This is a genomic window from Curtobacterium sp. 'Ferrero', from assembly GCF_002412165.1.
Lineage (GTDB): Bacteria > Actinomycetota > Actinomycetes > Actinomycetales > Microbacteriaceae > Curtobacterium.
Genome location: NZ_NXIA01000010.1, coordinates 82,125 through 107,995, shown reverse-complemented (window position 1 = coordinate 107,995; position 25,871 = coordinate 82,125). Strand labels below are relative to the sequence as shown.

Genomic DNA, 25,871 nt, shown 5'->3' with positions numbered 1-25,871 from the left:
AGTTCTAGCAGCGCCGCGTTTCCGGCTCGTGTCGGGCCGCGGCGCCGCAGCCGTCCCCGGCCGACACCTGCCGGTAACACCCGTGTGACACGGCCCTCCTAGGGTCGCGGGCATGACCCGCACTCTCGTCCGCGGCGGCTGGGTCCTCACCGCCGCCCCCGACTCCTCGTCGACCCCGGCCGCGATCCGGGACGGCGCCGTGCTCCTCGACGGGCCGCGGGTCGCCGCGGTCGGCACCTTCGCCGAACTCGCCGCAGAGCACCCCGACGCCACGGTCCGCGGCGGGGCCGACGACATCGTCACCCCCGGCTTCGTCAACACGCACGGGCACTTCAGCGAGGGGCTCATCACCGGGATCGGTTCGCAGTACACGCTCTGGGAGTGGCTGCAGGAGCTGATCTCGCGCGTCAACCCGGTGATGACGCGCGACAAGGCGTACGCGGGCACCGTGCTGCAGGGCATCCAGATGCTCCGGAGCGGCGTGACGACCGCCAACGACATGTTCTGCTCCGACCCGATCCCCGGCGAGCCGGCGACCCCCGGTGTGGTCCAGGCGCTCGAGGACCTCGGCCTGCGGGGCGTGGTCTCGTTCGGGTCGGGCGACGTCGACCGCGGGTTCGGGCCGGCACCGATCATCGAGGAGTTCCACGCGCTCCGCGAAGCAGCCGACCGGAGTCGCTACAGCACGTTCCGCGTCGGCATGTCCTCGATCGGCCGCTACACCGACGCGGCGTGGGAGGAGCACATCGGGTACGCCGTCGACGGCGGCCACGGCATCCACATCCACATCCAGGAGGTCCGCGAGGAGGTCACGGCCGCCCGGCAGCGCACCGGGCGCACCGTCGTCGGCCACGCCGAGGCGACGGGCATGTTCCGGGTGCCGGTCATCGCCGCCCACAGCGTCTGGGTCGACCGCGACGACCGCGAGCGGTACGCCGCCAACGGTGTCGGCGTCGCGCACAACCCCGTCGCGAACGGCATCCTCGCGAGCGGCATCGCACCGGTGGCGGAGATGCGTGCGCTCGGGATCCCGGTCGGCATCGGCGTCGACGGCCCTGCGTCGAACGACTCGCAGGACTTCCTGCAGGCGATGAAGACCGCCGCGCTCCTCGCCCGTGTGCGCGACCTGCAGGCGACGGCGATGAGCGCCCGCGAAGCGTTCGAGATGGCCACGCTCGGCGGAGCCCGGGCGCTCCGGATGGACGACGAGATCGGCTCGTTGGAACCCGGCAAGCGCGCCGACCTCGTCGTGTTCGACGGCGACGGCCCGACGCTGGCGAACGTGCACGACCCGTACCAGGCGGTCGTGTTCGTCGCGGGGAGCCGGGAGGTGCGCGATGTCTGGGTCGACGGCGACCTCAGCGTCGAGCACGGCGAGGTCACGAAGGTCGACGTCGGCGAGGCCGTGGCACGGGCGCGACCGCTCGCGAAGCAGCTCGTCCGCGAGGCGGGCCTGGAACGGCTGTCGGCGTTGACCGGCGCGTCGTTGGACGACACCGAGCGGCCGTAGGGGCCCGGCAGGTCCGCGGATCGGCGTCGGCGGTGCCGGGCCGCCGCGGACGCCGGTCCGCCCGTGCGCGCGCCCTACAGTTCGAGCACGAGCTTCGGGCACCCCGCCGCCGCCCGCGAGACGCAGATCATCATGACGCGGTCCTCGGCCTGCTCCGCCGGGCTGAGGACGGTGTCACGGTGGTCCACGGCGCCCTCGAGCACCGGCGTCTCGCACGTGCCGCAGGTGCCCTCGCGGCAGGACGACAGCACGAACACCCCGGCGTCCTCGGCGACCGCGAGGACCGACCGCTCCGCGGGCACGGTGAACGTCTCGCCGGTCAGGGCGAACTCGACCTCGAAGGAGTCCCCCGGGGCCGTCGCGTCCGCCAGCGCCGCGAACCGCTCGACCCGCACGCTGCCGTCGGGCCAGTGGACGGCAGCCGCGACGACGGCGTCCATCAGCCGGGTCGGACCGCAGCAGTACACGACCGCGTCGCGCGGCGCGGCGAGGAGCGCGGCGACGTCGAGCCGTCCGCCCTCGTCCGCCGCCAGGATCGACACGCGCTCCGGGTACGCGGCGGCGAGGTCTGCCGCGAAGGCCATGTCGGCCCGGCTCCGTCCGGCGTAGTGCAGTTCCCACGGGGTCCGAGCGGCCTCGGCCGCCTCGATCATCGCCGCGATCGGGGTGATGCCGATCCCCCCGGCGACGAACACCGCCGGACGCGCCGGGTCGAAGCCGAAGTGGTTCCGGGGACCACCGACGACGAGCTCGTCGCCAACGTCCACCCGCTCGTGCACGGCGACCGACCCGCCTCGGCCGTCGGGCTCCCGGAGCACGGCGACCCGCCAGTGCCCGACGGGGGTGGTCGCGACGAGGGAGTACTGCCGTTCGGTACCGGGGGCGACCTCGACGTCGATGTGGGCACCGGGCTCCCAGGTCGGGAGGGGCGTCCCGCCCGTCGGGGCGAGGTCGAGCACGACGACGTCCCGTGCGACGGCGGCGCGGCGAGCGACTCGGACACGGAACCGCCCGGCCGCACCGTTCGAGATGCCGCCGTTCACGACCGGCCTCCGCTCCGCGCGGGGCTCTCCTTGACGACGATGAGGTGGAACCGGGTGCCGACCGGACTGCACCACCGGTGCGGTGTCCCGCCGCGGTAGTACGCCGAGTCGCCGGGCCCGAGCAGCAGCGGCTCGTCGTCGCCGAGGTCGAGCCGGACCGCCCCGGCGAGCACGTAGAGGAACTCGTCCTCCCGGTGCTCGTAGAAGTCCCCGGGGTCGGTGTTCTGACCGGTCCACTCGAGCGGCTCGAACGCGTGCTCGCCGCCGTGCACGAGCAGCCGTGCCTCGCCCTGCGAGAAGGGACCGCGGGCACCCTCGTCGGCCCGGAGCACGTCGGGACGCGGGTCGTCCGGTCCCCGGAGGTACGGGTCGCCGGCGGCGAGCAGCTCGACCTGGCTGGTGCCGAGCGCGACCGCGATCTTCTCGAGCGAGACCATGCTCGCCCGCGAGTGCCCGCGTTCGAGCTGGCTGAGGAACGGGTGCGACAGTCCGGTCAGCTCGGCGAGCTGCACGAGGGTCAGCGCTCGGTCGCGGCGGAGACCACGGATGTGCTCGCCGATGCGGCGGGCCTGCTCGTCGACCACGCGCTGGTTGGCGCGCTCGGTCTCGATGATGTCGGTCGGCATGGACGTCTCCTGGCGTCTCGGACCGCTCCGGTCCAGGTGCCGGAGCGGTGTGTCACGAACGGCAACCGCCGCGAAACAGGGGGGAAACACGGTCCCCATAGCATCGCCGATGTTGATGCGATCAACATTCTCACACACGATCGAGAGGGACCCAGTGGACCAGCACCTGCCTCGGCCGCTCGCCCTGATCCGGGACGCACTCCTGCCGGACGGGCAGCGCGTGGACGTCTCGATCGTGGGCGACACCGTCGCGGCGGTGGCTCCGGCCGGGACGCTCCACGCGCCGGACGAGGCCGTGCTCGAGCTCGGCGGACGCCTGCTCCTCACCGCGCCGGCCGAGCCGCACGCCCACCTCGACAAGGCGCTGAGCTCCGACCGGATCCAGCCGCCGCTCGGTGACCTCGGGTCCGCGATCGCCGCCTGGGTCGACCACGCCGCGACCATGACCGTCGAGGACGTCGTGGACCGGGCCCGCACCCAGGCACTCGCGATGCTGGCGGCCGGCACCACGGCGGTGCGGACCCACGTCGACGTCCTCAGCGGGCACGGCGAGGCGTCGCTCGAGGACGCCACCCGGGGCGCCCGCGCCCTGGTGCAGGTCCGCGACGAGCTCGCCGACCTGATGGACATCGAGCTGGTCGCCCTCGCCGGCCCGCACGCCCCGGACGCCCACGTCGAGGCCGTGCTCGACCTCGGCGTGGACCTCGTCGGCGGCGCGCCCCACCTGGCGGACGACCCGGACGCCGACGTCGACCGTCTGCTGGCGATCGCCGCCCGTCGCGGCACCGGGGTGGACCTGCACGCCGACGAGAACCTCGACGGACCGGTCACCCTCGACCGCTACGCCCGGACCGTCCGCGACTGGCCCCGGGACCGGCAGTACTCGGCCGGACACTGCGTCCGGCTCGGCACGCTCGACCCCGAGCGCCTCGACGCGGTCATCGCCGACCTGGTGGCGGCCGACATCGGCGTCATCGCGCTCCCGATCACGAACCTGTACCTGCAGGGCTGGGACCACCCGGTCGCGACCCCGCGCGGGCTCGCCCCGCTCCGGACCCTGCTCGACGCCGGGGTCCGTGTCGCCGCGGGTGCCGACAACGTCCGCGACCCCTTCAACCCGGTCGGACGCTCGGACGCCCTCGAGACCGCTTCGCTCCTCGTCAGTGCCGGACACCTCACGCCGGACGAGGCCTACGGGCTCGTCAGCGACGGCGCCCGCAGCGTCATGGGGCTGCCCGTCGCCGGAGCCGTGCCCGGCGCGCGCGCGGACTTCCTCGCCGTCGCCGCGTCGAGCGTCGTGGACGCCGTCGCGAACGCCCCTGCCGAGCGCTCCGTCGTCTCCCGCGGTCGACTCGTGGCGACGACCGAGACCGTCCGGGCCGTCGCCCGGCCCCGACCCGCCGCGCAGCCCGCTCCGGCCACCGCTGGGTCCCGACCCACCGCGCAGGCCGCCGCCCGCGGCTGAAACCCACCCGACACCAGATCCCGAACCCCGAGAAGAGGACGCCGTGACCACCACCGCTCCGCCGCCCGTCACGAAGACGGACCGGCTGCTCGACTTCGCGGACGTCGAGATGACGTTTCCGAACGGCACCGTCGCACTCCAGGGCGTCGACCTGACCGTCGACCGCGGCGAGTTCGTCTCCGTCGTCGGCCCGTCCGGCTGCGGGAAGTCGACCCTGCTGCGCATCGCCTCCGGACTCGAGACCGCGTCGGACGGCACCGCCGGGGTCGCCGCCGACCGGATCGGGTACGTCTTCCAGGACGCCACGCTGCTGCCCTGGCGCACCGTGCAGGGCAACGTCGAGCTGCTCGCCGAACTCCAGAAGGTCCCGAAGGCAGAACGCGCCGCGAAGGCCGGACGCGCCATCGAGCTGGTCGGCCTGCAGGGCTTCGAGTCGAACCTGCCGAAGCAGCTCTCCGGCGGCATGCGGATGCGCGTCTCCCTCGCCCGGTCGCTGACGCTCGACCCACAGCTGTTCCTGTTCGACGAGCCGTTCGGAGCGCTCGACGAGATCACTCGGGAACGCCTCAACGACGAGCTGCTCCGGCTCTTCGTCGAGCAGCGGTTCGCCGGCCTGTTCATCACCCACTCGGTGTCCGAGGCCGTGTACCTGTCCACGAAGGTCATCGTCATGTCCGGTCGTCCGGGCGGTGTCGTCGGTCGGTTCGACGTGCCGTTCCCGATGCCCCGGGACCCCGACATCCGCTTCACGCCCGAGTTCGCCGAACTCGTGGGCGAGGTCTCGCACGCACTCCGGGAAGGACACCGCTGATGGCCACGCTGCAGGAGGTCGCCGAGACCCGCGCCGTCCGCGCCGCCGCCCGTCGCACCCGGGGCACCGGACGGGCGCGCATCGCATGGTGGCAGCCCGTCGTCGTCTTCGCGGTGCTCGTCGGCATCTGGTACGCCGCGGCCGCCTACTACGACCACGTCCGGAACCTCGCGTTCCTCGTCCCCTACCCGCACCGCGTGCTCCAGGCGATCGTCCACCCGACACTGCCGGACGGGTCGCCCTCGACGTTCGGCAGCGACCTCTGGTCCGCCCTCGGTCGGACCACCGTGGTGTCCCTGACCGGGCTCGGGCTCGCGATCGTGATCGGTGTCGCGTGGGCGATGGCGATGGCCCAGGCGAAGTGGCTCGAGCGCTCGCTCTACCCGTACGCGGTCGTCCTGCAGTGCGTGCCGATCCTCGCGCTCGTGCCGCTCATCGGCGCCCTGTTCGGCTACGAGTTCGCCAGCCGGGTCATCGTCACGGTGATGATCGCCCTGTTCCCGATGGTCTCGAACACCCTGTTCGGGCTGCAGTCCGCCGACCGTGGCCAGCGCGAGCTCTTCCAGCTCCAACGCGCCGGCCGGCTCGCCCAGCTCGTCAAGCTGCAGCTCCCCGCGGCGCTCCCGTCGATGTTCGTCGGTCTCCGCACCTCGGCCGGTCTCAGCGTCATCGGCGCGATCGTCGGCGACCAGTTCTTCCAGCGCGGCAACCCCGGCCTCGGCGTCCTCATCCAGGTCACGGCCTCGCGCCTGATGGGCCCGGAGCTCTACGCGACCATCATCATCGCCTCGCTCTACGGCGTCGCCGTCTTCCTCGTGTTCGGCCTGATCGGCCGCCTGGCCGTCGGCCGCTGGCACGAGTTCGGCTGACCCCCCTTCCTTCCCTCCCTCCCTCCACCCACCCGACAGCACCAGCACCACGAGACCCGCACCACGAACGGAGCCTCCATGCGCACCACCACCCGACTCGGCGTCGCCACCGCTGCACTCGCCGCCACCGCCATCGCCCTCACCGGATGTGCCGCCGGCTCGTCCGCCAGCGGCACGACGAGTGCCGCGACGTCGAAGGCGGCCACCGGCCCGGCCGTTGACCTCTCCGGGGTCTGCCCCTCGACCGTCGTCGTGCAGACCGACTGGAACCCCGAGGGCGACCACGGCCACCTCTACGAGATGCTCGGGCCGAACCCGACGATCGACGCCTCCGACAAGAAGGTGACGGGCGACCTCTACGCCAACGGCAAGAGCACCGGCGTGAAGCTCGAGATCCGTGCCGGCGGCCCCGCCATCGGCTACTCGAAGGTCTCGTCGCAGATGTACCAGGACAAGTCGATCACGCTCGGCTACGTCTCGACCGACGAAGCCGTGCAGTTCTCCGGCAACCTGCCGACCACCGCCGTCTTCGCCGAGAACGACCAGTCGCCGATGGTCATCATGTGGGACCCGTCGAAGTACCCGAAGGTCGACAGCATCAAGAGCCTCGGCAAGGCCCTCGAGAAGGACGGCGGCGTCGTCCGCTACTTCAACGGCGCCGCGTACATGACGTACCTGCAGCAGTCCGGCAACCTCCCGAAGAGCGTCCTCGACGGCAGCTACGACGGCACCCCGGCGAAGTTCGTGGCGGCCGGCGGGAAGGACGCACAGCAGGGCTTCGCGACCGCCGAACCGTACATCTACCAGAACCAGGTCGCGGCCTGGGGCAAGAAGGTCGACTACGCCCTCATCTCGAGCACCGGGTGGAACCCCTACCCCGAGACGATGAGCGTCCGGACGGGTGACCTGCAGAAGCTGTCGCCCTGCCTGGAGAAGCTCGTCCCCGTGATGCAGCAGGCCGACGTCGACTACCTGAAGTCGCCGCAGGCCACGAACGACCTCATCACGAAGCTCGTGCAGCAGTACAACAACGGCTGGACCTACGACTCGAAGGTCGGCGACTTCGCCGCGGAGCAGATGGTCAAGCTCGGCATCGCGAAGGACACCGACGGGTACATCGGCTCGATGGACGAGTCCCGCATGCAGTCGTTCCTCGAGAAGGCGGAGCCGATCTTCGCCGGCGGCGGCGACGTCAAGTCCGGCATCACGCCGTCGGACCTGTACACGAACGAGTTCCTCAGCAAGTCCATCGGTCTCGGCGACTGACCGAGCGGTCGGCGCAGCCGACCACCCACCGGACTGGAGGCGCGGTGCCGGCCCGCACCGCGCCTCCCCCCACCGGCACGGCCGGGACGCCGCAGGCGCGTCGCCCCGGAACCGGCGTCGTGGGCCCAGTCCGCACTCCCCCCGCCTCCGGCCCTTCCCACCTCCCAGGAGTCACCATGCCCGCATCCCCCGCCGCCCTCGAGGCGCTGCGGACCGAGCTCGTCGCCCTGCTCGGCGAGCGCGGCGTCAGCGCCGACCAGAAGACCCGTGAGCGCGCCTCCGTCGACGAGGCGACCATGAGCCCGATCCTCAGCGAGCAACTGCCCCTCGGTCTCGCCGACCTCGTCGCGTCACCGTCGAGCGCCGACGCGATCGCGGCGACCCTGCAGGCCGCCGTCCGCCTCGGTGTCCCGGTGACCACGCGGGGCAAGGGGACCGGCAACTACGGGCAGGGCATCCCGCTCCACGGCGGTCTCGTGCTCGACACCAGCCGCGCCAGGGCGGTCGTCGAGGTCGGTGACGGCTGGATCACCGCCGAGGCCGGCGCGACCATGGTCGCGCTCGAGCAGGCGGCCGCCGCCGAGGGGCAGCAGCTGTGGATGTACCCGTCCACGGCGCAGTCGACCATCGGCGGGTTCCTCTCCGGCGGGTCCGGCGGGACCGGGTCGATCTCCCACGGGTCGAACTGGGAGGGCTTCGTCACCGCGCTCGACATCGCACTGCCCGGCGAGTCCGAGCTCGTGCACGTGGAGGGCGACGAGGCGCAGCCGTTCGTGCACACGTACGGCACCGCCGGCGTCATCGCCCGTGCGACCGTCCGCCTCGAGCCGCTGCAGGACTGGCGTGCGGTCTACGCCACCTTCCCCACGTTCGAACGCGCCCTCACCGCCGTCCGGACGCTGCGCGACACCACCCCCGCGCCGCGACTCGTCAGCGCCGACCGCGCCGAGGTCGCCGCGAAACTGCCGAAGGACGCCGGGATCGACCCGACGCTGGCGAGTCTCCGCGGGATCGTCGACGCGGCCGTGCTCGACGAGTCGATCGAGCTCATCGAGGCCGCCGGCGGCACGGTGCTCGACGTCCGCGAGGGACTGCAGCAGACCACCAGGGTGTCGATGCTCTCGTACAACCACCCGATCTGGTGGCTCAAGCGGAACACCCCCGACACCGAGTGGTTCCACGTCGAGGTCGGCGGCGAGGCGCTCATCGACCGCATCGCCGAGGTCGAGGCCGTCTACCCGGGCGCGATGCTCCACATCGAGGCCGCGCACGTGGGCCCCATCGGCATGCTCACCGCGCCCTACACCGGTGCCGAGGACGTCTACGCCGGCTACCCGCTGCTCCGCGACCTCGGCGTCCGGGTGCACAGTCCGCACCAGTACTACGTCGACCACGGCGTCGAGGAGCTCGTCGCACTGAAGCAGCAGACCGACCCGCAGGGGCTGCTCAACCCGGGGCACGTCATCGACCCCTCGCTCGTCCTCAGCGGCGGTTCGACCGCGTCGGCGCAGCCCGTCGTCCCGGGGTTCGGCAAGTGAGCGCCCGGCTCCTGACCGAACTGTCCGGGCCGGAGGTCACCAGACGGGTGACGTCGGACACGATCGTCGTGCAGCCGACCGGCGCGGTCGAGCACCACGGCCCGCACCTCCCGCTCATCACGGACTTCCTGCTCGCCGACCACATCGGTGGTGCCGCGGTCGACCGGGCCGCGGAGGAGGGTCTCGACGTCTGGCGGCTCCCCACCCTGGCGTTCACGAAGTCCGACGAGCACAGCTGGGCGCCCGGCACCGTGTGGCTCGACGAGTCGACGATGTTCGACACCGTCGTCCAGGTCGGGCGGGCCGTCGCGCTGATGGGCGCCGGATCCCTGGTGTTCGCGAACGGGCACGGCGGGAACGTCGCGCTGCTCCAGGTCGCGCTCCGTGAGATCCGGAAGCGGTACGGGCTGAAGACGTTCCTCATGCCGACGCTGGCGCGCACGCCCGGCCCGTCCGGTGAGGACGCCGACGAGCGCGGACTCGGCATCCACGGCGGCGCGGCGGAGACGTCGATGATCCTGCACCTCCGCCCGGACCTCGTCGACATGACGAAGGCCGAGCGGTGGGTGCCCGACCACCTGGCGGAGTTCGAGAGGATCCGGTTCAACGGCGGTCCGGTCTCGTTCGGGTGGCTGTCGAACGACTTCGGGACCCCCGGGGTGGTCGGGGATGCGAGCCGCGCGACCGTCGACTACGGCCGCGCGCTGTGGGACGTCTCGCTCGACGAGGCCGTCGCGTCCTTGCACGAGATCGCGCGCTTCGACCCGGCAGTGCGTCGGCCAGCAGTCGGCACGGTGACTGCTCCGGCCTCGGTCACGCGGTGACCGTGCCCGCGGAGCCGTTCGCGACGCTCGCGGAGTGGCTGCCGGACCCGTCCTCGGGCGACACACCCGTCATGACGCTCTCCACGATCGGTCTCGACGGGTACCCCGCCGCCCGCACCGTCCTGCTCTCGCGGTTCGACGGACGGCGACTGCACTTCCACACCGACGCCGACAGCCGCAAGGTCGCCGAACTCACCGCGACGCCCCGGGCCACCGTCACCCTGCTGTGGCCGGAAGCCGCTCGGCAGCTGGTCGTGACGGGCGACGTCACCCGGGTGTCCGGTGCCGAGGCACGCACCGCCTACCGCGATCGGTCCCGGTACCTGCAGGTCCTCGCGTGGCTGAACGACCACGACCTCGCCGCACTGGGCGCGGACGAGCGGCGGACCCGTTGGGCCGACTTCGAACGGGAGCACGCCGGCCTGCCGTTGGAACCACCACCGGGGTGGGCGGGTTTCGCGATCGATCCCGTCCGGGTGTCGTCCTGGCGGGGAGCGACCGACGCCCCGAGCAACCGGGTCGTCCACGAGCGGCGCGCGGACGGGGGCTGGTCGGTGACGAGCCGGGCCGGTTAGTCCTCGGTGTCCCGCGAGGTCCGTCGCAGCACCGTGGGCAGCGCCGTCCAGAGCGTCCCCGTGCCGACGAACACCGCGATGCCCGCGATGACGCCGCCCACGCCTCCGAGCACCACGTCGAACACGAACCACACCGTGCCGGCGAACAGGAGCGCCGCGGCGAAGAGCGTCACGAGCAGGAGGACGTTGCCGGCCCGCACGAGGTCGTGCTTCTGCCGCTGCTTGAACACGAGCCGGTGGGTGGCCACGACGGCGAGGGCGACCACGGTCACGACGACGGCGAGCACGACCAGCGTGAGGTAGATGGTCTCCTGCCGCACGCTGAGCGACGAGAACCGCTGCTGGAACGGCAGCGTGAGCAGGAACCCGGCGAGGATCTGCGTCCCGGTCTGCACGATGCGCAGCTCCTGCTGGATGTCGGTCCAGTTCCGGTCCCACCGCTCGGTCGGGGTCTCGTTCCGGCCCCGCTCCAACTCGCTCATGAGGTGACCGTACTGGTCGCGCGGACGTTCCGACTGCGCCGCTGTTCGCCCGGCGACGTCACGAACCCGAAACACACGTCAGCGAGACTGGGAGCATGACTCCACAAGAGCCAGGGAGCCTCGCCTCGTCATCCGTGAGTGCAGGCCCGCCCGTCACCGTGTCCATCACCCGTCTGGTCGAACCCGACCGTATCCCGGAGGCCACCCGCTGGGTGCAGTCCGGTGTCAACCTCGCGAACCGGTACCCCGGGTTCCTCGGATCCGGTTGGGTCCGCTCGCACGCGACGAGCCGCGAGTGGCACATGCTCTACCGTTTCGCCGACCATGAGCAGCTCGCCACGTGGGAGAACTCCGACGACCGGCTGCGGTGGCTCGACCTCGGCCGGGACCTCGTCGTCGAGTCCCGTGTCGAGCGGCGCACCGGGATCGAGGGCTGGTTCGACGCCCCGCAGGACGCCCCGTCGTCGAGCGCCCCGCCGCGGTGGAAGCAGGCGGTGAGCATCTGGCTCGGGTTCTTCCCGGTCAACCTCGCGTTCACGTACCTGGTCGGCTGGCTCGTCCCGGCGTTCGGGCACCTCCCCGTGCTGCCGCGGGTGCTCCTGACGACCCTGGTGCTCACGCCGATCATGACGTTCTGGGTGCTGCCGTTCGTGACGGGGCTGATCCGGCCGTGGCTCCTCGCCCCGCCACGGAAGGTCGGACAGCCGACCGGCTGATTCTTCAGCCGAGGACGGAAAGCTGGTCCAGCCGCTCCAGGATGACCCCCTCGCGGAGCGCCCACGGGCAGATCTCGAGCGCCGGCAGGTCGAAGATGTCGAGGCAGGCCTCGGCGACGAGGGCTCCGGGGACCACCTGGTGCGCCCGACTGGGCGAGACCCCGGGCAGCGTCGCCAGCTCGTCGACGGTCATGCCGAGCAGCGCGGGGAGCTGCCGCCGGAGTTCGGCACCGTCGAGCGACCGGGCGACGAGCGGCCCCGCGGCCGACGGCGCCGCACCGCAGATCCGGGCGATCGACCGGAACGTCTTCGAGGTCGCGACGGCCCGGTCCGGACGTCCGGCACGCAGCAGCAGCCCCGCGTCCCGCGCGATCTCGACGCGGATCTCGTGCCGGAGCCGGCGGACGTCGTCGTCGGTGGGGGTGCCCGCGGCGAAGAACGACCGGGCCAGTCGCGCGGCCCCGATCGGCATCGACCAGGCGACGTCGGGTGCCTCGTCCGCGCCGCCGGCGATCTCGAGCGAGCCGCCGCCGATGTCGAAGACCGCCAGGCGGCCGGCGGACCACCCGAACCAGCGCCGGACGGCGAGGAAGGTCAGGCGCGCCTCGTCGCCGCCGGAGAGGACGGCGAGCTCGACGCCCGTCCGCGCCTCGACGTGTGCGAGCACCGCGTCGGAGTTCACGGCGTCGCGGACGGCCGACGTGGCGAACGCGAGCATGTCCTCGCAGCCGCGTTCCTCGGCGACGCGCACGGCGTCCGCGACGAAGGCGGTGAGTGCGTCGATGCCGTCCTGCGTCACGGCGCCGGACGCGTCGAGGTGTTCGGCGAGGCGCAGCGGTTGCTTGAACGAGGACGCCGGCAGCGGCGCGGCACCGCCGTGGGCGTCCACCACGAGCAGGTGGCCGGTGTTGGAACCGATGTCGAGGACTCCGACGCGCATGGCACCAACGCTAGCGGCCGGGAGGCCCGACTCACGCCCGCAGGAACGCCTCCAGCTCCGCCGTGGTCGGGTAGGACGCCTGCGCGCCCGGCTTGGTCGCGGCGTACGCCCCGACCCCGACGGCGAAGCGGGCGGCATCGACGAGCGGGGCGCCGGCGGCGAGCCGCAGTGCCACCGCGCCCATGAACGCGTCACCGCAGCCCGTGGTGTCGACCGGGTCCACGCGGACGGCGTCGACCGACACCGGCTCCGCGTCGCCGTCGTGCACGGTGCAGCCCGCACCACCGCGGGTCACGATCGACCGGGCGACGCCGTGGTCGCCGAGCTCGGCCGCCTCGTGCTCGTTGACGAGGAGGACGTCGGTCAGGTCGAGGAGCTCCTGCGGGACGGCACCGAACGGCGACAGGTTCGTGAGGACCGTGACCCCGGCGGCGTGCGCGGCGCGGGCGGCGGCGAGGACGACGTCGATCGACACCTCGAGGCACAGGCCGAGCACGGCGGCGTCGGCGAACACGTCCGACGGCACGTCCTCCGGTGCCAGCGTGCCGTTCGCACCGGCAGAGATCACGATCGTGTTCTCGCCCGCGGCGTCGACCGTGATGACGGCCGTGCCGGTCGCCGTTCCCTGCCGGACCGCGACGTGTGTCGTGTCGACACCGGCCGCCGCGACGGAGTCGCGGAGCAGCGCACCGTTCCCGTCGTCGCCGACCGCACCGATCATGCGCACCGTGCCCCCGAGCCTCCCGGCTGCCACCGCCTGGTTGGCGGACTTACCACCCGGCAGGATCGCGAGGTCGGACCCCTGCAGGGTCTCCCCGGGCTTCGGGAAGCGCTCCGTGCGGACCACCAGGTCCGCGTTGAGGCTGCCCACGACGACGATGCCGGTCATGCGGCGGCTCCTGTCTCGGCCGAGGCCGGGCGCGGGATGAGGAAGGACGTGGCGAGGGCCGCGCAGGTGATGACGGCCCCGAGCAGCATCCCACCGGAGTAGCCGGCGGTGCCCGCGGACCCGCCGGTGCCGAGCGCGATCTGCAGAGCCGGGAGGACGGCGAAGCTGATGCCGGCACCGAGGTTGAACGCACCCGCGTTGAGGCCCGGCAGGAACCCGGGGTTCGACTCCGGCGACAGCACGATGCCGAGCCCGTTGAGGATGATGTTCGCGATGCCGGCGTAGGTGATGCCGATGAGCACGGTCGCGGCGACGAGCACGGGCAGCGAGTGCACGCCGACGAACGCCATCACGAACGTCGCGACGATGCTCCCGACGAGGCCGACGCGCAGCACCGCCCGGTAGCCGAGCGTGGGCGCGAGCCGACCGGCGAACGGTCCGACGATCCAGCCGACCAGCGCGTACGGCGTGAGGAACGCGAGCGAGGCGAGGTCGGCCTCCATCCCGAAGCCCACCTCGGTGTTCTGCGCGAGCGACGTGACCAGTCCGTTGACCACCGCGAAGACACCCGTCATCGTCAGCAGGGTCGTGACGAGGAGCGCCCAGGTCCCGCGGCGCTTGAGGAAGCGGGTCTCGACGAGCGGCTCGCGCACCCGCGACTCGACGGCCCAGAAGACCCCGAACGCGACGAGCGCGACGACGACCCCGCCCACGACGAGGGCCCAGTTCGCCGCGGCGAGCTTGCCCGCCTCGTTGAACGCCGTGAGGAGCGCCCCGACGCTGACGACGAGCGGGAGGACGCCCCACCAGTCCATGCGCGTGCCGGCGGACGGCTTCGACTCGACGCCCCACGCGGCCACCATGAGGGCGGCGACGACGGTGACGACCGCGATCACCCAGAAGATGCCGCGGAACCCGAAGTGGGTCGCGATCCAGCCGCCGGCGAGCGCGTCGACGCCCGCGATGCCGCCGTTGACCGCGGTGAGCAGGCCGAGCGCGGCGCCGTACCGCTTCGGGTCGGCGATCTCGTTGCGGAGGATGAGCAGGCCGATCGGGACGACAGGACCGGTGACGCCCTGGACCATGCGGCCGACGAACAGCATCGGGACGTTGACGGCGAGCGCGGCGACGACGCTGCCCACGAGCATGACGACGAGCATGCCGAGCAGGACGCGCTTGCGACCGACGATGTCGGACAGGCGGGGCAGGAACAGCGAGAACAGCGCCGCGAGGGTGAAGAACAGCGTCTGCGAGAGGCCGATCGTGGCGTCGTCGGTGCGGAGCTCGCGTGCCATCGTGACGAGGGCGGGGCTGAGCATGCTCGCGTTCAGCTGGAACGCGACGCACGCAGCGAGCAGGGCGGCGGTGAGGGCCGCGACGGACCGCTTCGTGGTGGTCGACGTCGTCGTCGAGGTGGTGGTCATGGTGGGTCAGTGCTCCGGGGTGACGGTGGTGTCGGGGACGGCGGCGGGTTCGGCGGCACGGGGCGTCCAGCCGGTGTCCGGCGTCTCGCCGATGCGCTCGAGGGCGTCGACGACGAGGTCCCAGAACCGGCCGTGGTCGAGCTCGAGGGCGGCACTCGTGCGGCAGTCCTCCGGCGCGGGTGCCCGGAAGTCGGCGACGGTCATGCCGAGGGTGTGCTCGCCCTTCGTCTCGACCGTGATCGGCACCTTCACGGTGCGGACGATCGTCGGGTCGATGACGTACGCGACGGCGCACGGGTCGTGCACCGGGGGTGCGTCGAAGCCCTGCGCGTGCTCGTAGGCCTTGCCGAAGAAGTCGAGCAGCTCGCCCACGAAGGCGGCGGGCCCGGTGCCGACGGCGGCGATGCGCGCGGCGACCTCCGGGGTGGCGAGCGCCTGGTGCGTGAGGTCGAGGCCGACCATGACGACGTCCCACCCGGCGCTGAAGACGATGTCGGCGGCCTCGGGGTCGATCACGATGTTGAACTCGGCGACGGGGCTCCAGTTGCCGACGTGCACGCCGCCGCCCATGAGGACGACCTCCTTGACGCGCTCGACGATCCGCGGCTCCTTGCGGGCGGCCAGGGCGATGTTCGTCAGGCCGGCGGTCGGGACGAGCGTGACCGTGCCGGGCTCGTGCGCCATGACGGTGTCGATGATGAGGTCGACCGCGTGCCGCTCGTCGAGGCCGAACGACGGCTCGGGCAGCATCGGGCCGTCGAGGCCGCTCTCGCCGTGGATGTCCTCGGCCACCTCGATCTCCCGCAGCAGCGGACGGGGGGAACCGGCGGCGAACGGCACGCCCGTGATGCCGGCGATCCGGGCGACGGCGAGGGCGTTGCGGGTGACCTTCGGGAGCGTCTGGTTGCCGACGACGGTGGTCACGGCGAGCAGCTCGATGTCGGGGTTCCCGTGGGCGAGCAGCATCGCGACGGCGTCGTCGTGCCCGGGGTCGCAGTCGAGGATGATCTTGCGGGGTTCGTGTTGGTCGGACACGCGGGGCTCCACTTCGTCGGGGATCGTCACCGTCACACGGACGGAAGTCGGGGCTCGACGCGGTGGGGTCCGCGGCGGAGGAATCAGCTCCCGCGGCACGTCAAGCGTTTGACATCAGAACACGTCAAGCGCTTGACGTCAAGTCGAGACGTCGCGCTCGGTACGATCACACGGTGCCCTCCTCCCCCCGTGTGACCGCTGCGATGGTCGCCGACCGTGCGGGGACGAGCATCGCCACCGTGTCCCTCGTCGTGAACGGGAAGGACCGCGGGCGGGTCTCGGCGCCGATCGCGGAACGGGTGCGGGCGGCCGTCGACGAGCTCGGCTACGTGGTGGACCACGCCGCGAGCTCGCTGGCCCGGGGCAGCGGGGACCTGGTCGTGCTCATCGCGCCCGACCTGTCGAACCCGTTCTTCGCCGAGGTCATCCGCGGCGTGCGGGACACCGTCGGCGACCGGTTCCAGCTCGTGCTCTCGGTCACCGAACGCGGCCAGCAGCCCGCGACCGCCGACGTCCGACGGTTCGAGCGGCTGCGGCCGGCCGGGATCCTCGTCGACGCCCCGGCCTCGGGCGAGGACCTCGTCGCGAGCGTCCCCGTCGTGCAGCTCGACGCCCCCGGCGGACCCGACGCCGTGAACTACGACCTCTCCCCCGGCGTCCAGGAGCTGGTCGCGCACCTGGCCGGCCTCGGGCACCGGCGGATCGGTTACCTCGACGGCACCTCCCGTGCCGCCACGTTCGCGGTGCGCCGCGAGCTGCTGCACGACGCTGCGCGGGCGGCCGACGTCGCGGTGTCACCCGTCGACGCCCGGGCGGACCTCACCGTGGACGCGGCGGCCCAGGTGGCGGCGGCGACCCTCGACGCCTGGCTCGAGGACGGCGTCACCGCGGTGGTGGCGGCAGCGGACACGCTGGCCTACGGCGTGCTCCGTGCGGCGGCGGCGAACGGTGTCGCGATCCCCGGGCAGCTGGCCGTCGCCGGTTTCGACGACCTGCCCTCGTCGTCGGTCACCGCTCCGGCACTGACGAGCGTCGCCCTGCCGGGAGCCGACCTCGGTCGAGCGGCGGCACTCCGGCTGCTCGCGACGCTCGACGGCACCGCTGCCGAGGTGCCGGCCCTGCCGACCCGGTTGGTGGCACGCGCGAGCACGACCGGCTGAGCACGCGGCCCGTGCAGCGGCGCGGGACGGGAGCACCGGCGCGGGACGGGAGCACCGGCACGGGACGGGAGCACCGGCACGGGAGCGGTGTGCGAGAGCGACATCGTGCTGCGCGACCACGAGGACCTTTGCGCGAGGGCGACAGTGTGCGGTGCGACCGCGGCGGTGGACTGTCGCTTTCGCGGAAGCAATGGCGACGGCGACGGCGACAACGCCCGCCGCCGGCGACGGCGACAGCGCTCGCCGACAGCCTCCCGCGCCTACAGCGTCTTCGCGAAGCAGAACGACCAGGGCATCGTCTCGGCGTACGGCGTGTACACCGGGATCTGCTCCCAGCCGGTCTTCCGGTAGAGCGCGACCGCCTCGGGCTGCTTGTCGCCCGTCTGCAGGATGAGCCGGTGCGCCCCCTGCTCACGCGCGACCTGCTCGCCCTCCGCCAGCAGCGCCGTCGCCGCACCCTTGCCGCGCGCTGCGGCGAGCACGATGAGGCGCTTCAACTCGATCTCGTCACCGAGCCGGCGGACCGCGATGTGCCCGAGCGGCGTGCCGTCCTCGTCGATCGCGAGGAGCGACGTGACGACCTCGGCCGGGTCCACCGTCAGCACCCGGTTCCGCTCGGCGGTGACGGCGGGGTCCTCGGCGGCGTTCGACGGGCCGTACCGCTCGTGCATCTCCTCGTCCATCGTGGCGCGGAGGGCAACTCCCCGCGGATCGTCCCAGGCGACGCGTTCGATCGTGATCACGAAGAACGATCTTCGCACGCTGCCGTGCCGCCGCGGGACGTCGATCAGCACGACCGGACGACCGGAGGACCGGACGACTGGACGACCGGACGACGCTCAGCGCAGCGCCGCGATCGGGCCCTCGACCGCACGCAACGCCGCCAGCACCGCGGCCGCGTCGTCGTACACCGCCGCAGCCCCCGCGCCGCGGAGTTCATCCCCGCCCACGCCCCCGGTCATCACGCCGATGCTCGTCACCCCGACCCGTCCGGCGGACTCGACGTCCCACATCGCGTCGCCGATCATGACCGCGGACGACGCCTCGACCCCGGCACGGTCCAGCGCGACCGCGATGATGCCCGGGTCCGGCTTCGCCTGGTCGACGTCCTCGGCGCTGGTCACGGCGGTGAGCCACTCCTCGGCGTCCAGCAGCTCGCGCAGCCGCACCAGCTCGGTCTCCGGAGCACTCGTCGCCAGGACCACCGCGTGGCCGTCCCGGGCGACGGCCGCCAGGAGGTCGCGTGCTCCCGGCAGGAGTCGGAGCCGCGGCTGGTGTTCGGCGTAGTAGGCCGAGTGGTACTGCTTCGCCGCACCGCGGGTTTCGTCGGACGCTTCCGGCAGGAGGGTCTCGAGCAGCTTCGACGAGTCCATCCCGATCGCCCGGTGGATCCGCCACGCGTCCACGGACTCACCGATCGCCGTGAACGCCCGCCACCAGGCGTCGATGTGTGCGTAGTTGGAGTCGACGAGCGTGCCGTCGATGTCGAAGAGGACTGCGGTGCGCGGGTCGGCCATGTCGCCCACCCTGGCCGGGCACGCCGGACCGGGCTCCCAGCCTGGCCCGACGTGGACGGGTGTCAGACCGTGATCGACTCCCCCGCGGGCAGGATCGTCACCGGCACCGGCCCGAGCCCGTCCGGACCGAGGAAGCGCGCCGCGGACTGCTGGCCCATCTCGCTGAGCATCGCCTCGTGGATCTGCACGGCTCGTTCCGGCGCGACCTCGCGCACGTAGTCGACCGCTTCGGCCGTGTGGGTCCACGGGCCGCTCGTCGGCAGCAGGAGGGTCTGCACCGGGACGCCGGGGACGAGGTACGCGTCGCCGGGGTGGAAGACCGCGTCGTCGACGAGGTAGCCCACGTTCGCGATCGTCGGGATGTCGCGGTGGATCACGGCGTGCTGCTCGCCGAAGACCCGCACCGAGAACGGTCCGACCGCGAACGTGTCGCCGGCCTGCACCGCGACGACGCGTCCGTCGTGTGCGCCGAGCTGGTCGACGACGGCCTGCGGCGCCCGGACGACGAGTTCCGCGTTCGCCTCGAGCCCGCTGCGCACCGCGTCGGCGTCGAAGTGGTCGAAGTGCTCGTGCGTGATCAGGACGCCCGTCGCGGCACGGACAAGGTCGGCAGCCTGGGGCGTGAACGCGCCGGGGTCGATGACGAGCGTGGCACCGTCCCGTTCGAGGACGACCGTGGCGTGGTTGTACTTCGTGAGCTCCATGTGCCGAACGCTACCCCCGGCGCACCGGACGGGAGGCCCGTGGCGGCGCCGCCACGGGCCTGGCGTCCGTCACCGCAGCGCCGCCCACACCGGGAACGCCGCTGCCGCACTCCACGCCTGCGGTCGGCACGCCGCCGGGTACGGCGCCGGCCGACTGACCTCCGCGGCCGCGTCTCCCGCGTGCAGCTCCGGCATCCGGAAGTCGAACGCGACCGCGGCGGTGAGCAGCTGCTCGGCGAGCTCCCGGGCCTCGGCGACGTGCCCCGAGCGCTGGAGTCCGGTCACGACGACGGCCGTGTCGTGCGTCCAGACGGACCCGCCGTGGTAGCTCAGCGGCCAGTAGCCGGCGGCGGTGGTCGACAGGGTCCGGAGCCCGAACCCGCTGGCCATGTCCGGGGCCACCACGCGTGCCGCGACGGTCGCCTCCTCGTCGGCCGAGAGGATGCCGGTGCCGAGCAGGTGCCCGATGTTGCTCGTGGCCGAGTCGACCGGACGCTTCTCGGCGTCGAGCGCGATGGCCGGGTAGGGGCCGACCTCGTCGGACACCCAGAACGCCGCCCGGAACCGCTCGGCCAGACGGTCGGCCCAGGCACGCCACTCGTCCCCGCCTGCCCGGCCGAAGGCGTCGAGCAGGTCCGCTCCGTGCACGGCCGCCTCGTGCGCGTACCCCTGCACCTCGCACAGCGCGATCGGGCCGTCGGCGAGGGTGCCGTCCCGCCACTGCACGCTGTCCCCGGAGTCCTTCCACCCCTGGTTGGCGAGCCCGCGACCGGTCTCGTCGACGTACTCGAGCAGTCCGTCGCCGTCGGCGTCACCGTGGTCGCGCATCCAGGCCAGGGCTCGCTCGAGGGCGGGCAGGAGCGCCTCGACCTCGGCGTCCGGCATCCCGGCGCGCCAGGCGTCGTGCAACAGGCACACCCAGAGCGGCGTGGCGTCGACGGTGCCGTAGTAGAGCGGCGGCAGCGACAGCTCGTCGTTGTCGATCGCGAGCGCGGCCTGGCGCAGCTCGTGCATGATCTTGCCCGGCTGCTCGGCGGTGGCCGGGTCGACACGGGTGCCCTGCACGGCGGCGAGCACCCGGAGCGTGTCGGCAGCGAGTGCGGTGTCGACCGCGAGCAGGAAGCGGGCGGCCCAGATCGAGTCGCGGCCGAACAGGGTGAAGAACCAGGGGGCACCGGCGGCGAGGAACTCCCCCTCCGGTCGCCGGAGGCGGAGCGCGTCGAGGTCGTCCGTCGCGCGGTCGAGCCAGCGGCGCAGACGGTCGTCCTCGACGTCCGTCGGGGCGGCGAACGTCCGCGGCGTGGTCGCGCCCGTCACGACGGCGTCCGGTGCGACGACGGCGCAGTCCCAGCCGACCTCGACGACGCGGGCGCGCGGGACACGCCAGGTCAGGACGACGTCGCCGTCGTCCAGGGCGACCTCGGCACCGGGTGCGGTGAGGGTCACGTCGACGGAGCCGGCCGTCCAGGAGGCCCGTCCCGCGTCGTCGGCGCCGCCGCCGGGTACGCGGGCGGCCGCGACCGGCGCGTGCCCACCTCCCGCCTTGACGGCGTCCATCCCGCTCGCATCGGGTGTCAGACGGGCCTGGACGACCACGTCGGTGTCGACCGGTGCGGTCGCGAGGCGGTCGGTGATCCGCAGGGACTCCCGGACGCCGTCGGTCCGCACCGTGCGGCGGCGGTCGAGTCGGACGTCCGGGTCGGCGCCCGCACCGTCCAAGCCGCGGAGCAGTCCGGTGAACACGACCTCGGCGGCGCTCTGCGGCGCGGTCGCGACGTGCTCGACGTCGGTGCCGGCGATGCTGAGACCGACGGCCGACACGAAGCGCTGGTCGCCGGTCCAGTAGCCGTGCACCGGGTTGGTCCCGACGGTGCCGTGCCGGTCCGACCACGCCTGGGTCGGTGCGGCGAGGACGACGACCTCGTCGTGGAGCAGCGGTTGCAGGGGCATCGCGGGCGCCTCGGCGTTCGTGGTGGGTGTGCTGGTGGACGTGGTGGTCATTCCTTGACCGCCCCTTCGCTGGAGTTCATGATGCGCTTCTGGAAGACGAAGAACGCGATCGCGACCGGGATCGTCATGACGAACGCGGCGGCGAGCTTGATCGGGTACTGGTTGCCGGCACTGAGCGCTCCGGACGCGAGCGACGCGACACCCTTGGTGAGGGTCGTCAGGTTCGGCGACGACGTCGAGACGATGAAGTGCGCGAGCTCGTTCCACGAGCCCTGGAACGACAGGATCGTGATCGTGACGACGGCCGGCCGCGCCATCGGCAGCACGATCGACCAGAACGTCCGGAACACTCCGGCGCCGTCGATGCGGGCCTGTTCCTCGACGCTCACCGGGATCGACTCGAAGAAGTTCTTCATGATGAACACGCCGGCGGCGTCGACGAGCAGCGGGACGATCATGCCCGAGTACGAGTCGTACATGCCGAGCTGGTTGATAACGAGGAACTTCGGGATGAGCAGGACGACCCCGGGGACCGCCATCACGGCGATGACGAGGGCGAAGACGGTCTGGCGTCCGGGGAAGTGGAGCCGGGCGAGGGCGTACCCGGCGAGCGAGTCGAAGAAGATCCGGCCGAGCGTCACGAACACCGCGACGATCACCGAGTTCATCGTCCAGATCCCGAAGTCCGAGTTCTCGAACAGCGTCCGGAACGCCGCGCCCGTCCAGGTCGTCGGGAGCGCCAGCGGGTGGAGCGAGGCGTCCTGGTCGGTCTTGAACGCGTTCACGATCGCGACGTAGAACGGCAGCAGGTACACCGTGGCGATGACGACGCCGACGACCAGCAGGGCGATCCCGCGCCCGGTGAGCCGGCGTGGCCGCCGGCCCGGGCCGGGTGCCTGCGTGACGGTGGCGGCGCGGAGGTCCGGCACCGTGCCTCCCGGCCGGGTGGACGTGGCGGTCATCGTGACCCTCCCTGCTCGATCCAGCGCATGCGACGGCGCGACACGGGGCGCTCCTTGAGCGCCCAGCGCTGCAGCAGCGTGAAGACGACGATGATCGCGAACAGGACGAACGCGATCGCCGCCCCGACGCCCCACTGCTGACTGCCGAACGCCGATGTGTACGACAGGTACGCCGGGGTGAGCGTGGTGTTCGCCGGGGCGCCCTTCGTGCCGGTGTAGATCTGGTCGAACACCTGCCAGGTCCCGATCAGCCCGAGCGTCAGCACGGTGAACAGGGTCGGTCGCAGCTGCGGCAGCGTGACCCGCCAGAACCGCGTCCACGCACCGGCGCCGTCGATCATCGCGGCCTCGTCCACCTCGGTCGACAGGTTCTGCAGGGCCGCGATGAACAGGAGCATGAAGGTGCCGCTCGTGGTGAACACGGCCAGGAGGATGAACGCCGTCATCGCGACGGACGGCCCGGACAGCCACTCCCACCACGAGATGCCGAGCATGGTGTGGTCGGCGAGGAACGCCGGGGGGTTCCCGGCGCCGAGCTGGAAGATGCCGGTCGGCTCGTTGAACCAGTTCGGACCCTTCAGGCCGATCCAGCCGATGATCGCGTTCACGGCGCCCGACGACGAGAACAGGAACAGCCAGAGGACGGTGATCGCCACCGAGCTCGTGACGGACGGGAAGTAGAACGCGGTCCGGAAGAACCCGCGGCCCCGCAGTGCCCGACCGTTCACCAACACGGCGAGGCCGAGCGCGACGGCGGTCTGCAGCGGCACGACGAACACGACGTACCAGAGGTTGTTCCGCAGCGCGGTGCCGAAGTTCTGCTCGTCGAGGCCGCCCCCGGCGAGGATCTTCGCGTAGTTCTGCGCACCGACGAACGACACGTCGGACGAGAACGGGCTGCCGACCCCGCGCCAGTCCGAGACGCTCACCCACGCCGCCATGACGACCGGCACGAGCAGGAACAGGCCGAGCACGACCACCACGGGCGCGGTGAACAGCCAGCCGGACACGGCCTCCGCGCGGTTCTTCCGGGACACGTCCGTCAGCCCTTCAGCGCGGCGGTCATGTTCTTCTGCACGCCCTCGAGCAGGGCCTTCACGTCCGTCGTCTTGAGCGCGCCGAGCTTCGAGTCGAGGTCAGCGATCACGTCGGCCGTCCCGCTCTTGGTCGGGAGCCCCTGCGCGGACGAGGCCTGGTCGAGGAACGCAGCGTCCTGCGGGTACTCCTGCTTCCAGGTGCTCGCCGCCGACTCGACGCTGGGCATCACGCCGAAGGCCTTCGCGAACGCGAGCTGCTGGTCCGTGCTGGTCATCTTCTCGACGAACGACAGCGCCGCCTTCTGGTTGGGCGAGTCCTTCGCGATGCCCCAGCAGTTCGTGAACTGCAGCGTGCCGGCGCCCTTCGGGCCCTCCGGCAGCGCGACCACCTTGTAGTCGACGCTCGGGTAGCTCGACTGCATGGCGCCCGTGAGCCAGTTGCCCTCGATCGTCATCGCCGCCTTGTTCTTGCCGAACGCGTCCCCGCCCCAGCTCTCGCCGAGGTCGCTCGAGAACTTCATCGAACCCTTCTGCAGCAGCCCCTTCACGTAGTCGAGGGCCTGCACGTTGGCGGCCGAGTCGACGGTCGCCTTCGTCTGGTCGCTGTTCGTGAGCGCGCCACCGGCCTGTGCCATGAAGGCACCGAGACGCTCGACCTGGGGGCTCGTCGCGAGACCGACCCGGCCGTCCTGCGTGAGCTTCCCCGCGACGGTCGCCAGCTGGTCCCAGGTGGTCGGGACGTCGGCGTCCGTCAGACCGGCGGCCTTCCAGTCAGCCGTGTTGATGAACAGCGCGAGGGTCGAGAAGTCCTTCGGCGCGCAGTACAGCTTGTCGTCGAGGGTGAACGACTTCGTCAGCGTCGGGTAGAAGTCGCCCTTGTCCTCGAGTTGGTCGCCGTATGCCAGGAGCGACCCGTTCGAGGCGTACCCGGCGAGGGACGAGGTGCTGACGTAGAAGACGTCCGCGGGCTTGCCAGCGGCGAAGCCCTGTGCGAGCTGCTGGTCGAGGTTGTTCGCGGCCTGGACCGTCGCCTTGGTGCCCGACGACTTCGACCACGCGGCGGCCGCGGTCTTGACGGCGCTGGTCTCGGCGTCGCCCGAGGAGCCGATGAGCACGCTCAGCGCCTTGTCGCTCGACGTGAGTCCGCCGCTGGCGGAGTCGGAACCGGAACCGCTGCCGGATCCGGAGAACCCGGACCCGCAGGCCGAGAGGGAGAGGGCGGCCGTGAGCGCGATCGCTCCCGCGGCCAGCTTGCGTGCTGTGCGTCGTTGCATCGGGTGACTCCTCGTCGAGGTGGACTCTTGATCGTTCAAATTTGATCGATCAAACGCGTCGACCATACACCCGGGAGGCGCTAGCGTGAAGAGCGTGTCCACTCCCGCCACCGTCGCCGACGTCGCTGCGGCCGCCGGCGTGTCCCGACAGACGGTGTCGAACGCGCTGAACCGGCCCGAGATCGTCCGTCCCGCGACGCTGACCCGGGTGCAGGCCGCCATCCAGGACCTCGGGTACCGTCCCCACGCCTCCGCGCGACGACTCCGCACCCGGCAGAGCTCGACCCTCGGGGTGCGGCTCCCGCCCGTGCACGGCATCTCCGGCGCCGTGCTCGACCGGTTCCTGCACGCCCTGGTCGAGAGCGCGGACGAGCGCGGCATGCGGATCCTGCTCTTCACCGCCACCGACGTCGACGACGAGCTCACGCACATGGAGCGCCTGGTCGAGGGGTCGGACGTCGACGGCTTCGTCCTCACCTCGACGGCGCACGGTGATCCGCGGGCGTCCTGGCTGGTCGAGTCGGCCGTCCCGTTCGTGACGTTCGGTCGACCCTGGGGCCTGGACGACATGGACCACGCCCCACACCCCTGGGTGGACGTCGACGGGCGGGCCGGGCTCCGCGACGCGACGACGGGGCTCGTGGCGCGCGGGCACCGGCGCATCGGGTTCCTCGGCTGGCCGAGCCCGTCCGGCTCCGGTGACGAGCGCCGGACCGGCTGGGCCGAGGCCCTCGCGGCAGCCGGGCTGGAGGGCGTGGGGCTCTCGAGCGAGGACGACGTCACCGCGGCGACCCGTGCCGTCACGGACGCGGTGGCCGCCGGGGCGCGCTTCGACGCGGTCGTGTGCGCGTCGGACACCCTCGCGCTCGGGGCCCGGTTCGCGCTCGGCGACGACGTGACCCTGGTGGGCTACGACGACACCCCCGTCGCCGAGGCCGTCGGGATCTCGAGCGTCGAACAGCCACTGGCCGCGGCGGCGTCGGCTGCCGTCGAACTGCTGATGGGCTCCGGCCGCTCGGTCCTGCCGTCGTCCACGGGGCACCGGCTGCTCGCGCCCCGGGTGGTCTGGCGCGACTGACCGGAACCTGCCCGGACGGAAGCACCGGCCGGGGTCCACCGGGGAGGAACCGCCAGCCGGGACACACCGGGCGGGGAACCGCCGGCCGGGACGCACCGGGGGGACTGCCGGCCGGGGCGCACGGGCGAGGGGCGTCGTCCGGACACGATCCGGTGACGATCCCAGCGCCCTGCGGA

General features: G+C 72.3%; 25 protein-coding genes. 11 read left to right on the top strand and 14 right to left on the bottom strand.

The window, feature by feature from the left end:
- The first annotated feature begins 112 nt into the window (after positions 1–112).
- Positions 113–1,510 (top strand): amidohydrolase family protein, encoded by a 1,398-nt coding sequence (locus Csp2054_RS10555; protein WP_096899269.1) that lies wholly within the window; start codon positions 113–115, stop codon positions 1,508–1,510.
- A gap of 74 nt (positions 1,511–1,584) precedes the next feature.
- Here the strand turns inward: Csp2054_RS10555 and Csp2054_RS10550 are convergent, their stop codons facing one another.
- Together Csp2054_RS10550 and Csp2054_RS10545 are read right to left on the bottom strand one after the other, a co-directional pair.
- Positions 1,585–2,553, bottom strand: coding sequence for a PDR/VanB family oxidoreductase (locus tag Csp2054_RS10550; RefSeq protein ID WP_255252699.1), 969 nt, complete (start codon positions 2,551–2,553; stop codon positions 1,585–1,587).
- Positions 2,550–3,179, bottom strand: a complete 630-nt coding sequence (locus tag Csp2054_RS10545; RefSeq protein ID WP_096899268.1) for a helix-turn-helix domain-containing protein — start codon at positions 3,177–3,179, stop codon at positions 2,550–2,552. The genes Csp2054_RS10550 and Csp2054_RS10545 overlap by 4 nt, the downstream gene beginning before the upstream one ends.
- A gap of 154 nt (positions 3,180–3,333) precedes the next feature.
- Between Csp2054_RS10545 and Csp2054_RS10540 the strand changes: the two genes are divergently transcribed.
- The 7 genes from Csp2054_RS10540 to Csp2054_RS10510 all read left to right on the top strand — a co-directional run bounded on the left by Csp2054_RS10540 (position 3,334) and on the right by Csp2054_RS10510 (position 10,527).
- The gene (locus tag Csp2054_RS10540; RefSeq protein WP_096899267.1) at positions 3,334–4,644 is read left to right on the top strand and encodes an amidohydrolase family protein; all 1,311 of its coding nucleotides are present in this window, start codon (positions 3,334–3,336) and stop codon (positions 4,642–4,644) included.
- Between the two features lie 43 nt (positions 4,645–4,687).
- Positions 4,688–5,455 (top strand): ABC transporter ATP-binding protein, encoded by a 768-nt coding sequence (locus Csp2054_RS10535; protein ID WP_255252698.1) that lies wholly within the window; start codon positions 4,688–4,690, stop codon positions 5,453–5,455.
- Positions 5,455–6,324, top strand: coding sequence for an ABC transporter permease (locus Csp2054_RS10530; protein WP_096899266.1), 870 nt, complete (start codon positions 5,455–5,457; stop codon positions 6,322–6,324). Before Csp2054_RS10535 ends, Csp2054_RS10530 begins: the two co-directional genes overlap by 1 nt.
- Before the next feature lie 78 nt (positions 6,325–6,402).
- The gene (locus Csp2054_RS10525) at positions 6,403–7,590 is read left to right on the top strand and encodes a nitrate ABC transporter substrate-binding protein (protein WP_096899265.1); all 1,188 of its coding nucleotides are present in this window, start codon (positions 6,403–6,405) and stop codon (positions 7,588–7,590) included.
- A 176-nt stretch (positions 7,591–7,766) separates the two neighbouring features.
- Entirely contained in the window at positions 7,767–9,128 is a 1,362-nt protein-coding gene (locus Csp2054_RS10520; RefSeq protein WP_096899264.1) for an FAD-binding oxidoreductase, read from the top strand.
- Entirely contained in the window at positions 9,125–9,952 is an 828-nt protein-coding gene (locus Csp2054_RS10515) for a creatininase family protein (protein WP_096899263.1), read from the top strand. The genes Csp2054_RS10520 and Csp2054_RS10515 overlap by 4 nt, the downstream gene beginning before the upstream one ends.
- Entirely contained in the window at positions 9,949–10,527 is a 579-nt protein-coding gene (locus Csp2054_RS10510; RefSeq protein ID WP_096899262.1) for a pyridoxal 5'-phosphate synthase, read from the top strand. The genes Csp2054_RS10515 and Csp2054_RS10510 overlap by 4 nt, the downstream gene beginning before the upstream one ends.
- Here the strand turns inward: Csp2054_RS10510 and Csp2054_RS10505 are convergent.
- Entirely contained in the window at positions 10,524–11,009 is a 486-nt protein-coding gene (locus Csp2054_RS10505) for a DUF6328 family protein (protein ID WP_096899261.1), read from the bottom strand. The two genes, Csp2054_RS10510 and Csp2054_RS10505, sit on opposite strands and share 4 nt — an antisense overlap.
- A 95-nt stretch (positions 11,010–11,104) precedes the next feature.
- Here Csp2054_RS10505 and Csp2054_RS10500 point away from each other — a divergent pair, with 95 nt between their 5' ends.
- Entirely contained in the window at positions 11,105–11,725 is a 621-nt protein-coding gene (locus tag Csp2054_RS10500; RefSeq protein ID WP_096899260.1) for an antibiotic biosynthesis monooxygenase, read from the top strand.
- Between the two features lie 4 nt (positions 11,726–11,729).
- On the opposite strand, the gene Csp2054_RS10495 is transcribed toward Csp2054_RS10500, so the two are convergent.
- The 4 genes from Csp2054_RS10495 to Csp2054_RS10480 are packed head-to-tail and all read right to left on the bottom strand — an operon-like array spanning position 11,730 to position 15,944.
- Positions 11,730–12,665, bottom strand: a complete 936-nt coding sequence (locus tag Csp2054_RS10495) for a Ppx/GppA phosphatase family protein (protein WP_096899259.1) — start codon at positions 12,663–12,665, stop codon at positions 11,730–11,732.
- A 31-nt stretch (positions 12,666–12,696) separates the two neighbouring features.
- Positions 12,697–13,554, bottom strand: coding sequence for a ribokinase (locus tag Csp2054_RS10490; RefSeq protein WP_096899258.1), 858 nt, complete (start codon positions 13,552–13,554; stop codon positions 12,697–12,699).
- Positions 13,551–14,978, bottom strand: a complete 1,428-nt coding sequence (locus Csp2054_RS10485) for an MFS transporter (protein ID WP_096899257.1) — start codon at positions 14,976–14,978, stop codon at positions 13,551–13,553. The genes Csp2054_RS10490 and Csp2054_RS10485 overlap by 4 nt, the downstream gene beginning before the upstream one ends.
- A gap of 6 nt (positions 14,979–14,984) precedes the next feature.
- Entirely contained in the window at positions 14,985–15,944 is a 960-nt protein-coding gene (locus tag Csp2054_RS10480; RefSeq protein WP_411897152.1) for a nucleoside hydrolase, read from the bottom strand.
- Positions 15,945–16,186: 242 nt separating this feature from the next.
- Between Csp2054_RS10480 and Csp2054_RS10475 the strand changes: the two genes are divergently transcribed.
- Positions 16,187–17,173 (top strand): LacI family DNA-binding transcriptional regulator, encoded by a 987-nt coding sequence (locus Csp2054_RS10475; protein ID WP_255252697.1) that lies wholly within the window; start codon positions 16,187–16,189, stop codon positions 17,171–17,173.
- 260 nt (positions 17,174–17,433) lie between these two features.
- On the opposite strand, the gene Csp2054_RS10470 is transcribed toward Csp2054_RS10475, so the two are convergent.
- From Csp2054_RS10470 to Csp2054_RS10440, 7 genes are all read right to left on the bottom strand, one after another.
- Positions 17,434–17,916 (bottom strand): GNAT family N-acetyltransferase, encoded by a 483-nt coding sequence (locus tag Csp2054_RS10470; protein WP_255252696.1) that lies wholly within the window; start codon positions 17,914–17,916, stop codon positions 17,434–17,436.
- A gap of 96 nt (positions 17,917–18,012) precedes the next feature.
- Complete coding sequence (locus tag Csp2054_RS10465; protein WP_096899256.1) at positions 18,013–18,690, bottom strand: HAD family hydrolase; 678 nt, start codon at positions 18,688–18,690, stop codon at positions 18,013–18,015.
- 62 nt (positions 18,691–18,752) lie between these two features.
- Positions 18,753–19,394: an MBL fold metallo-hydrolase gene (locus tag Csp2054_RS10460; protein WP_096899255.1), complete on the bottom strand. Its 642-nt coding sequence runs from the start codon at positions 19,392–19,394 to the stop codon at positions 18,753–18,755.
- Positions 19,395–19,463: 69 nt separating this feature from the next.
- Complete coding sequence (locus tag Csp2054_RS10455) at positions 19,464–21,395, bottom strand: amylo-alpha-1,6-glucosidase (RefSeq protein ID WP_141399225.1); 1,932 nt, start codon at positions 21,393–21,395, stop codon at positions 19,464–19,466.
- The gene (locus Csp2054_RS10450) at positions 21,392–22,306 is read right to left on the bottom strand and encodes a carbohydrate ABC transporter permease (protein ID WP_096899254.1); all 915 of its coding nucleotides are present in this window, start codon (positions 22,304–22,306) and stop codon (positions 21,392–21,394) included. The genes Csp2054_RS10455 and Csp2054_RS10450 overlap by 4 nt, the downstream gene beginning before the upstream one ends.
- On the bottom strand, positions 22,303–23,343 hold the full coding sequence (locus tag Csp2054_RS10445; protein WP_255252695.1) for a carbohydrate ABC transporter permease: 1,041 nt from the start codon (positions 23,341–23,343) through the stop codon (positions 22,303–22,305). The genes Csp2054_RS10450 and Csp2054_RS10445 overlap by 4 nt, the downstream gene beginning before the upstream one ends.
- A gap of 5 nt (positions 23,344–23,348) precedes the next feature.
- The gene (locus Csp2054_RS10440; RefSeq protein WP_096899253.1) at positions 23,349–24,617 is read right to left on the bottom strand and encodes an extracellular solute-binding protein; all 1,269 of its coding nucleotides are present in this window, start codon (positions 24,615–24,617) and stop codon (positions 23,349–23,351) included.
- Between the two features lie 94 nt (positions 24,618–24,711).
- Here Csp2054_RS10440 and Csp2054_RS10435 point away from each other — a divergent pair, with 94 nt between their 5' ends.
- Positions 24,712–25,695, top strand: a complete 984-nt coding sequence (locus tag Csp2054_RS10435) for a LacI family DNA-binding transcriptional regulator (protein ID WP_096899296.1) — start codon at positions 24,712–24,714, stop codon at positions 25,693–25,695.
- Positions 25,696–25,871 lie beyond the last annotated feature (176 nt).